This window comes from Micromonospora sp. DT48, from assembly GCF_049844495.1.
In the GTDB taxonomy this organism is placed as follows: Bacteria; Actinomycetota; Actinomycetes; order Mycobacteriales; family Micromonosporaceae; genus Micromonospora.
Window position 1 is genome coordinate 107916 of sequence record NZ_JBNCLE010000019.1, and the last position, 9056, is coordinate 116971.

Sequence of the window (9056 nt, forward strand, 5' to 3'; positions counted from 1 at the left end):
AGGTGCGATGCCAGCGGCGGCGTCGGGTCGGCATACGGCCCGGTGAGGTTTCTGGACATCGCACAGCCGCGCTCATTTCCTGATGGGCGTTGGTCGGTTAAACCATTCGGACCCGCGTGCCCGTATTCCCCCGTGGGCGCGACGAACGGAGATGCTTGTGGGTAAGGCCGGCAGGCGCGGCAAGCGTGGTGGACGGTCATCGGTGTGGCGGGGCGTGCCCCGCTGGGCACAGGTGTGCACCATCTTCGGAGTCATCCTGATGGTGCTCAGCGGGACGAGCCTGGTGGGCGCGGAGGCGCTGATGGCGCGCTACGAGGGCGCGATCGGCAAGGCCGATCTCTTCGGCGACCAGGCGGCCGGTGCCAGTGCGCGGAAGAGCGACATCAAGGGACCGCTCAACATCCTGCTCGTCGGCATCGACCCCCGAGACGACGACACCCTGCCGCTCTCCGACGCGATCATGGTCCTGCACGTGCCGAAGGAGATGGACCGCGCGTACCTCTTCTCCCTTCCGCGCGACCTCTATGTGGATATCCCGCAGTTCCCCAAGGCCGAGTTCGGTGGCGCCACCACCAAGCTCAACGCCGCGATGTCGTTCGGTAGCCGGGTGCCGGGCGGCAAGCCGGATCCGGCCCGTGGGTTCGAGCTGCTCGCCATCACCGTGCAGCAGGTCACCGGCATCAAGCGGTTCGACGCCGGCGCGATCATCAACTTCAACGGCTTCAAGAAGATCGTCGACGCCATGGGCGGCGTCACGATGAACATCGAGCGCGAGGTCCGCTCCGAGCACCGCGAGCCGAACGGCAAGCACCGCAAGGGGAACCCCAACGGCGACGGCTACATCGGGCCCCAGGCCGTCTACCCGAAGGGCAAGCAGCACCTCAGCGGTTGGCAGGCGCTGGACTACGTCCGCCAGCGGTACCCGGAGAACGGCGTCCCCGACGGCGACTACGGTCGGCAGCGGCACCAGCAGCAGTTCGTCAAGGCGATGGCGGCGCAGGCGCTGAGCGCCGACGTGGTGACCAACCCGGTGAAGTTGGACAAGGTGCTCCGAGCGGCCGGAGAGTCGTTGATCTTCAGCGGCCGGGGGCACAGCGTGATCGACTTCGGCCTGGCCCTCAAGGACATCCGCCCCGGCAACATCCAGATGATCAAGTTGCCGGGTGGTGCCGTGGTGGAGGGCGGCAAGTACCGCGGCGAGCGGTTCGCGCCCGAGGTCGATGACTTCTTCGTCGCCCTGGAGCGGGAACTACTCGACCCGTTCCTCCTCGAACACCCGAAGCTGGTGAACCGGAGCTGACCATGGCGCAGGTCTTGGCACCCGCCTGAAGAACAGGTCAGGGGCGCGACTAGAATTTTCCCAATCCGCCGCCTCAGCAAGGAGACAGCGTGGCAGAGCAGCTAAACGTCCAGCTCGTGGCCGTCGAGGAGAAGGTCTGGTCGGGCAAGGCCGATATGGTCATGGCCCGGACGACCGAAGGTGAGCTGGGTGTGCTGCCGGGGCACGCGCCCATGCTCGGTCAGCTCGCCGAGCCCGGCCAGGTACGCATCAAGCTTGCCGGGGGTGAGCAGCTCACCTACGACGTGGCGGGCGGTTTCCTCTCGGTCAGCGACCGGGGCGTGACCGTGCTGGCCGAGGAGGCCACTCCCGCCGCCGCAGCTACGGGTAACTGAGCCGACCCGCCGATGGAGATCGTCGAAGGGGTCGGAATCGGCGTCGCCGTGATCCTCGGCGCGATCCTGTTTCTCTTCATCCGGCGGGCTCTGGTCACCCGAAGCGGTGGCATCATCCGGCTCAGTGTCCGGACCACCACCATGCTCGACGGCCGTGGCTGGTCGCCCGGTTTCGGCCGTTTCGTCGGCGACGAGCTTCGCTGGTACCGGATGTTCAGTTTCGCCGTACGCCCCAAGCGGGTGCTCTCCCGCAAAGGGCTGACCGTCGAGCGACGGCGGCTGCCCGAAGGGCAGGAACGAATGTCCATGCCCGCCGACTGGATCATTCTTCGCTGTACCAGTCGGCACGCCCCGGTCGAGATCGCCATGGCGCGATCCACCGTCACCGGGTTCCTCTCCTGGCTCGAGGCCGCCCCTCCGGGGGCGGCCTCGCCGCCTGTTGCCTCCCAGGACTGGCCGGCTGCCTGACCGTGTGTGCGCTTTAGGGGTGTGGGCGCGCTCTTGGGTGTGGGCTGCGGTCTTTCCGAACGTGCGCTCTTGGGTGTGGCCCGCCGTGCCCGGCTTCGGGCGGTCAGGCTTGATCCCTGCGTCGGGCACGGCGGGCCGCGCCTCGGTTGTTGTGCGTGGGTTCGGCATCGGTGTGCCGGGTGTGCGGTTTCGGCCGAGTGCGGCTGGGTGTCCGGGGTTTGTGGATTGTGGTGTGGTGGTGTGGTCGTGGTGGGCGGTGTCGGTCCGGGTGTCCGGTTGGCGCTGTGCGGAGCGGGTGCGGTGGTTGGCTGGGGGTGGAATGGGTGGCGGGTCGGGGGCGTTGTAGACGGGTGAACGGCCGACGACCGCGCCCGTGCCGTCGGGAATGACGGCGGAGTGGTGGTCGTTGCATATCCCTGAACGGCCGAGGACGACGGCCCGCCATGGTGGGTGTGTGCTGTCGGGAATGATGGCGGGCGGTCGGTCGTTGTACCTGGTTCCGGCGGCGTGATGTGGCGATACACGCCCCGCGTGTCGGGTCGAGATCGAGAAGGTCTCCCCCCTTTTTCTTTTCTCCTCTTCTTTTGGGTGCCTGTTGTGGTGCTTGCGTGCGTGTGCCTGTCCCCCTTGGGTGTGCGCGTGACCCCCGATTGGAGCTTTGTCATGAACTCGATGCTGCGTAAGAGCGTGCTGGGTATTGCTGGTCTGGCTGTCTCCGGTGGTCTGGTCGCCGGTCCGGTGGCCGCGTTCGCTGACGCCGCCCCGGTGGCGTCCGCTCCTGTCGCTGCGGTGCAGGCTGAGAAGCCGGACACCGGCAAGCTGTTGCCGCATGGTGCTCCGGCGGGTCAGTCGCATGTCGACCTGAACGATGAGCAGGTGGGGAACGTGAAGGCGATCATCGCGGCGACGAAGAAGGCCGGTATGGATGAGCGGGCTGCGGTGGTGGCGATCGCGACGGCGTTGCAGGAGTCGAAGTTGGAGAACCTGGGTCATCTGGGTGACCGCAACGACCATGACTCGCAGGGTCTGTTCCAGCAGCGTCCGTCCAGTGGTTGGGGCACGGTCGAGCAGATCACCGACCCGGAGTACTCGACCCTGGCGTTCCTCAAGGGCCTCAAGCAGGTCGACGGCTGGCAGGACATGCCCCTGACCAAGGCCGCGCAGACCGTGCAGGTGTCGGCCTACCCGGACCACTACGCCCAGTGGGAACAGCAGGCCGCCGACCTGGTCGCCGAGCACTGGAACAGCTGACCTCTACCCCGTGGTGAGAACTCAACACCCGAACTGGCCGGACCCCGCACCCTGGGGTCCGGCCAGTTCGGCGTCTGACGGCCGGTGCATGCCGTGCGGGCCCGATCCGCCGTGCGCCCCGGTTGCGGGTCCCGGCGAGGATGGGGCGATGTCTGCGTGGGACAAGTGGCGGGGCCGCCTGGGCACGGTCGTCGGTACAGCCGGACTCTCGGTGTTCATGCCGGTCACGGCCTGGGCATCGTCGGGCGGCGGCGAGATCGTGGTGCGGGCGGGACAGAACGCCCGCCCCGCCAAGCCCGGGTTCAGTGGCGTCGACTGCTGCCTGATGGCGGTCTTCGGCATCGGCCTGCTGGTGGTGCTGCTCATCAAGCTCGCCCGCAACCGCCCCCCAGACTGACCCCACCCGCACCGCCCAGGCTGGCCGATGCCCTCCGGGCGAGCGGCTGGCCAAGGTCGCCCCCAGCCGAACCACCGATCAAGCCACCTCAGCCCGAGGCGACCAACTCCACCTCGTACCCCTGACCGTCCGTCAGGTACCCGGCGTACGTGTCGGGCCCGCCCGCGTACGGGTGCCGGTCGGCGAAGAGCAGCTCCCACCCGTACGCCGGTGCCTGCTCGACCAGCCGGTCCACGACGGTGGTCGAGCCCGCGTGGAAGGCCAGGTGGTTGAGGCCCGGGGCGAGCCGGTCGTGACGGCGGCCGGAGAGGGCGGGTGACTCCTCCAGCACGAGATAGGTCGAGCCGAGCCGCCAGGAGTGGCCGTTCGGCCACTGCTGGAACGACGTCCAGCCCAACTCGCCGAGCAGCCAGCCCCAGCTACGCATTGCCGAGTTCAGGTCGGGTATCCAGACCTCCACGTGGTGCAGCGCACCGAACGTCACCGGCCTCCGCCCGGCACCCATAGCACGTCTCCGTCCGGATTTGCCGTTCTTGACAGGATAAAGAGCAGATCTGACAGGCGGTTGAGATACTTTGCCGGGAGGTGGCTGGTCCGGTCGGGGTCGTGTGCGACGAGGGCCCACGCCGACCGCTCGGCGCGCCGGGCGATCGTCCGCGCCGCGTGCAGCAGCGCCGCGCCCGCGGTGCCGCCGGGGAGGATGAAGGAGTCGAGCTTGCTCAGGCGCGCGTTGTACTCGTCGCACCAGCCCTCAAGGCGCTCGACGTACTCCTCCGTGACCCGCAGCGGCGGGTACTTGGGCTCCGGTTCGACGGGGGTGGAGAGGTCGGCCCCCACGTCGAACAGGTCGTTCTGGATCAACCCCAGCACCCGGCGCAACTCGTCGTCGAGCTGGCCCAGCGCGAGTGCCACGCCGAGCGCGGCGTTGCACTCGTCGACGTCGGCGTACGCGGCGATTCGCGGATCGTTCTTCGGCACCTGCTCGTTGTTGCTCAGCCTGGTCATGCCGGCGTCGCCGGCCTTGGTGTAGATGCGCGTGAGGTGGACGGCCATGACGCACAGCCTACGGATACCGGACCTGACGATCCCGGCGCGGCCGGACGCCGGCACGGGTTGGCCTGCGGGTGTCGGCCCGGGAGACGCCGGTGACGCCGCGATCACCGACGTCGACGTCATCCGGGTGCACGGTGGTGCCCGGCTGGCCGGGACGGTGCACGTGGTGGGGGCGAAGAACTCGGCGTTGAAGTTGATGGCCGCCGCGTTGCTCGCCCCGGGCCGGAGTGTGATCACCAACGTGCCACGGATCACCGATATCGCCATCATGGGTGAGGTGCTGCGCCGCCTCGGGTGCGACGTACGGTTCGACGCCGACGACCCGGTGGACCCGATGGTCACGGCCGGCGGGGTGGCCCGCTCCCGCTCGGTCACCATCGACGTGCCGGAGCAGCCGGGCGTCGAGGCCGACTACGACCTGGTCCGCCGACTGCGGGCGTCGATCTGCGTGCTCGGCCCGCTGCTGGCCCGGCGCGGGTACGTGCGGGTGGCCCACCCCGGTGGTGACGCGATCGGCTCGCGGGGCCTGGACATGCACATCTCCGGGCTGACCCGGATGGGCGCGGAGATCTCCGGCGAGCACGGCTTCGTGATCGCGTCGACGCCCGACCGGCTGCGCGGCGCGGAGATCGTGTTGGACTTCCCGAGCGTCGGGGCGACCGAGAACCTCATCATGGCGGCGGTGCTGGCCGAGGGCACCACCGTGATCGACAACGCGGCCCGCGAGCCCGAGATCGTGGACATCTGCACGATGCTCCAGCGGATGGGCGCCTTGATCGACGGCGAGGGCACCTCGACCATCACCATCGTCGGCGTACCCCGGCTGAACCCGGTCCGGCACGCCACGGTGGGGGACCGGATCGTCGCGGGGACCTGGGCGTTCGGTGCGGCGATGACCCGGGGCGACGTCACGGTGACCGGTGTCGACCCCGCGTTCCTGGAGGTCGCGCTCGACAAGCTGGTGATGGCCGGCGGCATGGTGGAGACCCGGGCGGACTCCTTCCGGGTACGCATGGAGGAGCGGCCCCGGGCGGTGGACGTGGTGACTCTGCCGTATCCGGGCTTCGCTACCGACCTGTTGCCGATGGCTATCGGCCTCGCCGCGCTCAGCGAGGGCGCCTCGCTGATCACCGAGAACATCTTCGACGGCCGGTTCATGTTCGCCAACGAGATGATGCGCCTCGGCGCGGACATCAAGACCGACGGGCATCACGCGGTGGTACGCGGCCGGGAGCGGCTCTCCGGCGCTCCGGTACGCGCGACCGACATCCGGGCCGGTGCCGGGCTCATCATCGCCGGGCTCTGCGCCGACGGGGTGACCGAGGTGTCCCACGTGCACCACGTCGACCGGGGATATCCCGACTTCGTGGCCGACCTGCGGGCGCTCGGCATCGAGGTGGAGCGGGCCACCGCACCGGAGGAACCCGAACTGACCATCTGAGCTGCCTTAGCTATCGTTCAGGCTCGCCGACTAGGGTGCAGACAGACACTCATTCGTAGCGAGGGAGAAGCAGCATGGCGGGTCGACTCGCGGTCATCGGTGCCGGGTTGATGGGTTCGGGCATCGCCCAGATGGCGGCCCAGGCGGGCTGGCACGTGGTACTGCGGGACCTGGACGACGCGGCGACGAAGCGCGGTCTGGACGGCATTCGACGGTCGCTGGCGAAGTTCGCCGAGAAGGGCAAGCTCTCCGACGACGACGTCGAGGCGACGCTGGGGCGGATCACCCCCACCACCGAGCTGGAGGCAGCCGCCGACGCGGACATCGTCGTCGAGGCGGTCTTCGAGAAGTTGGAGATCAAGCACGAGGTGTTCCGCGCGCTGGACAAGATCTGTCAGGCGGACGCGGTGCTGGCCACCAACACCTCGGCGATCCCGGTGACCCAGATCGCGGCGGCCACCGAGCGTCCGGAGGCGGTCGTCGGCACCCACTTCTTCTCGCCGGTGCCGATGATGAAGCTCTGCGAGCTGGTTCGCGGCTACAAGACCAGCGATGCCACCCTGGAGCGGGCGAAGTCCTTCGCCGAGGGGATCGGCAAGACCGTCGTGGTGGTGAACCGCGACATCGCCGGTTTCGTCACCACCCGGCTGATCTGTGCCCTGGCCATGGAGGCGGTCAAGCTGGTCGAGGCGGGTGTCATCTCCGCCGAGGACCTGGACACCGCCTGCAAGCTCGGCTTCGGGCACGCGATGGGTCCGCTGGCCACCGTCGACCTGACCGGTGTCGACGTGCTGCTCAACGCGACCCGCAACATCTACACCGACACCGCCGACGAGAAGTTCTTCCCGCCGGAGCTGTTGCAGCGTATGGCCACCGCCGGTGACCTGGGCCGCAAGACCGGCCAGGGTTTCTACTCGTACTGACCCGCTGCGGGGAGGGCCCGGCCGGGCCCTCCCCGGCTCAGCCGTCGCGGCGGGTGGTCCAGCGGAAGGTGGTCAGGCAGAGCACCAGACCGATCACGCACCAGACGCCCAGCACCAGGGCGACGCGGGTCAGCTCGAACGAGCCGCCGGGTTCGTCCGCCCCGAAGGTCTCCGGCAGGAACACCGACCGCAGCCCCTGGCACATCCACTTGAGCGGGAACAACGCCGCGACCTGCTGCATCCAGGACGGCAGGTTGGTGAAGACGAAGAAGACCCCGGAGATGAACTGGAGCACCAGCGCGACCGGGGTGACCACCGCCGAGCCGCTGCGGGCGGTCCGGGCCAGCGACGAGATGGCGATGCCGCAGAGCGTGCAGGCGGTCACGCCCAACCCGCTGACCCAGCCGAAGGTCAACCAGGCCGTGGTGGTGCTCGGCAGGTCCAGGTCGAACAGCGTCACCGACACCGCGAGCAGCAGCGCGGTCATCACCACGCTGATCACCAGTACCATGATCACTTTTCCGGCGAACCAGACCCACTTGGGCATCGGCGTGCCGCGATAGCGCTTGAGCACCCCCCGGTCCCGCTCGATCGGGATCCAGATGCCGAGGTTCTGGAAGCTGACGGTCATCAGGCCGGTCGCGATCATGCCGGTGATGAAGTACTGCGTGTAACTCACCCCGGGCGCGATCTCCTCGTTGAAGATCGACGCGAAGATCAGCACCATGATGAGGGGGAAGCCCAGCGTGAACACGACGGACTCGCGGCTGCGTAGGAACTGCCGGATCTCCAGCCGTCCCTGACGCAGGGCGAGGCCGGCTGCGCCGCGGCGCCGGGCAGGTGAGGCCGTGGTGACCGGCTGCGCCGGTTTCGCCGTGGTGGTCATCGGTGTCCGATCATCGTCAGGTAGATCTCCTCAAGGGTGGGCCGGGTGACGGTCAGGCCGGGCACCTCACCGCCGAAGCGCGCGGCGAGTTCCGCCACCAGCGCCGTCGGCGTCGCGCTCTGCGCGCTCTCCAGGGTGCCCTCCGGCGTACGCCAGGAGACCGTGGCCAGCGCCTCCTGCCGGTTGCCGAGGCGGTTCGGCGCGGCCACCTCGACCAGCCGGCCGGCGGCGATCACCCCCACCCGGTCGGCGAGCGCCTCCGCCTCGTCCAGGTAGTGGGTGGTCAGCACGATGGTGGTGCCGGCCGCCGCGAGGTCGCGGATCAGCTCCCAGAACTCCCGCCGGGCCTCCGGGTCGAAGCCGGTGGTCGGCTCGTCGAGGAAGAGCAACTCCGGGCGGCCGACGATGCCGAGCGCCACGTCGAGCCGACGCTTCTGACCGCCGGAGAGGGTGTGCGTACGGGCGCGGGCCTTGGCGGAGAGTCCGACCCGCTCGATCACCTTGTCGGGGTCGTCGGCGTCGGCGTAGAAGCCGGCGAAATGGTGTACCACCTCGGCGACGCAGAGTTCGTCGAACTCCCCGGTGCCCTGGAACACGATGCCGACCCGTTCGCGCCAGTCGCGGGGCGGGTCGGCCGGGTCGACGCCCAGGACGCGCACCTCGCCGGCGTCGCGTTGGCGGTAGCCCTCCAGGATCTCGACGGTGGTCGTCTTGCCGGCGCCGTTCGGCCCGAGCAGGGCGAACACCTCGCCCCGGTGGACGTCCAGGTCGAGCCCGGCGACCGCGAGACTCTCGCCGTACGTCTTGCGCAGCCCTCGGACGCGGATCGCGGCGTCGTCACTCATGCCGTCAAGTGTGCGGCCCACCCGCATCCGGCGTCGGCACCGGGGGGTGTCCCTATGGGTTGTGTCAAGCGGCGAGGCGGGGTTCGGCCGCCGTTTTGGGCTGGTATGGCCGTTGGGC

At 69.1% G+C, this 9056-nt stretch carries 11 protein-coding genes; 7 read left to right on the plus strand and 4 right to left on the minus strand.

The features are described 5' to 3' along the window. Positions 1-151 precede the first annotated feature (151 nt). The 5 genes from ACLQ2S_RS22110 (at position 152) to ACLQ2S_RS22130 (ending at position 3790) form a co-directional block, all read left to right on the plus strand. Entirely contained in the window at positions 152-1300 is a 1149-nt protein-coding gene (locus tag ACLQ2S_RS22110; RefSeq protein WP_425702594.1) for an LCP family protein, read from the plus strand. A gap of 89 nt (positions 1301-1389) precedes the next feature. Further along, entirely contained in the window at positions 1390-1674 is a 285-nt protein-coding gene (locus ACLQ2S_RS22115; protein ID WP_309222576.1) for a F0F1 ATP synthase subunit epsilon, read from the plus strand. A 12-nt stretch (positions 1675-1686) separates the two neighbouring features. Beyond that, on the plus strand, positions 1687-2142 hold the full coding sequence (locus ACLQ2S_RS22120; RefSeq protein ID WP_155214756.1) for a DUF2550 domain-containing protein: 456 nt from the start codon (positions 1687-1689) through the stop codon (positions 2140-2142). 663 nt (positions 2143-2805) lie between these two features. Next, the gene (locus ACLQ2S_RS22125) at positions 2806-3393 is read left to right on the plus strand and encodes a hypothetical protein (protein WP_425702597.1); all 588 of its coding nucleotides are present in this window, start codon (positions 2806-2808) and stop codon (positions 3391-3393) included. 148 nt (positions 3394-3541) lie between these two features. Continuing rightward, positions 3542-3790: a hypothetical protein gene (locus ACLQ2S_RS22130; protein ID WP_155221234.1), complete on the plus strand. Its 249-nt coding sequence runs from the start codon at positions 3542-3544 to the stop codon at positions 3788-3790. 88 nt (positions 3791-3878) lie between these two features. On the opposite strand, the gene ACLQ2S_RS22135 is transcribed toward ACLQ2S_RS22130, so the two are convergent. Together ACLQ2S_RS22135 and ACLQ2S_RS22140 are read right to left on the minus strand one after the other, a co-directional pair. Further along, entirely contained in the window at positions 3879-4295 is a 417-nt protein-coding gene (locus tag ACLQ2S_RS22135) for a VOC family protein (protein ID WP_155221232.1), read from the minus strand. Further along, on the minus strand, positions 4271-4843 hold the full coding sequence (locus tag ACLQ2S_RS22140; RefSeq protein ID WP_155221230.1) for a cob(I)yrinic acid a,c-diamide adenosyltransferase: 573 nt from the start codon (positions 4841-4843) through the stop codon (positions 4271-4273). Before ACLQ2S_RS22140 ends, ACLQ2S_RS22135 begins: the two co-directional genes overlap by 25 nt. Here ACLQ2S_RS22140 and murA point away from each other — a divergent pair. Beyond that, complete coding sequence (gene murA / locus ACLQ2S_RS22145) at positions 4842-6284, plus strand: UDP-N-acetylglucosamine 1-carboxyvinyltransferase (protein WP_425702600.1); 1443 nt, start codon at positions 4842-4844, stop codon at positions 6282-6284. The genes ACLQ2S_RS22140 and murA overlap by 2 nt on opposite strands. 74 nt (positions 6285-6358) lie before the next feature. After that, entirely contained in the window at positions 6359-7207 is an 849-nt protein-coding gene (locus tag ACLQ2S_RS22150) for a 3-hydroxyacyl-CoA dehydrogenase family protein (RefSeq protein ID WP_425702602.1), read from the plus strand. A gap of 37 nt (positions 7208-7244) precedes the next feature. Here ACLQ2S_RS22150 and ACLQ2S_RS22155 read toward each other — a convergent pair whose 3' ends face one another. Both ACLQ2S_RS22155 and ACLQ2S_RS22160 read right to left on the minus strand, forming a co-directional pair. Beyond that, entirely contained in the window at positions 7245-8093 is an 849-nt protein-coding gene (locus tag ACLQ2S_RS22155; protein ID WP_155221224.1) for an ABC transporter permease, read from the minus strand. Then, positions 8090-8938 (minus strand): ABC transporter ATP-binding protein, encoded by an 849-nt coding sequence (locus ACLQ2S_RS22160; RefSeq protein WP_155221222.1) that lies wholly within the window; start codon positions 8936-8938, stop codon positions 8090-8092. Before ACLQ2S_RS22160 ends, ACLQ2S_RS22155 begins: the two co-directional genes overlap by 4 nt. Between the last annotated feature and the right edge of the window lie 118 nt (positions 8939-9056).

Coding starts and splice junctions, on each gene's coding strand:
- ACLQ2S_RS22110 (WP_425702594.1), top strand. CDS start 152: ATGCTTGTGGGTAAGGCCGGCAGGCGCGGCAAGCGTGGTGGACGGTCA.
- ACLQ2S_RS22120 (WP_155214756.1), top strand. CDS start 1,687: ATGGAGATCGTCGAAGGGGTCGGAATCGGCGTCGCCGTGATCCTCGGC.
- ACLQ2S_RS22125 (WP_425702597.1), top strand. CDS start 2,806: ATGAACTCGATGCTGCGTAAGAGCGTGCTGGGTATTGCTGGTCTGGCT.
- ACLQ2S_RS22130 (WP_155221234.1), top strand. CDS start 3,542: ATGTCTGCGTGGGACAAGTGGCGGGGCCGCCTGGGCACGGTCGTCGGT.
- ACLQ2S_RS22135 (WP_155221232.1), bottom strand. CDS start 4,295: ATGGGTGCCGGGCGGAGGCCGGTGACGTTCGGTGCGCTGCACCACGTG.
- murA (WP_425702600.1), top strand. CDS start 4,842: ATGACGCACAGCCTACGGATACCGGACCTGACGATCCCGGCGCGGCCG.
- ACLQ2S_RS22140 (WP_155221230.1), bottom strand. CDS start 4,843: ATGGCCGTCCACCTCACGCGCATCTACACCAAGGCCGGCGACGCCGGC.
- ACLQ2S_RS22150 (WP_425702602.1), top strand. CDS start 6,359: ATGGCGGGTCGACTCGCGGTCATCGGTGCCGGGTTGATGGGTTCGGGC.
- ACLQ2S_RS22155 (WP_155221224.1), bottom strand. CDS start 8,093: ATGACCACCACGGCGAAACCGGCGCAGCCGGTCACCACGGCCTCACCT.
- ACLQ2S_RS22160 (WP_155221222.1), bottom strand. CDS start 8,938: ATGAGTGACGACGCCGCGATCCGCGTCCGAGGGCTGCGCAAGACGTAC.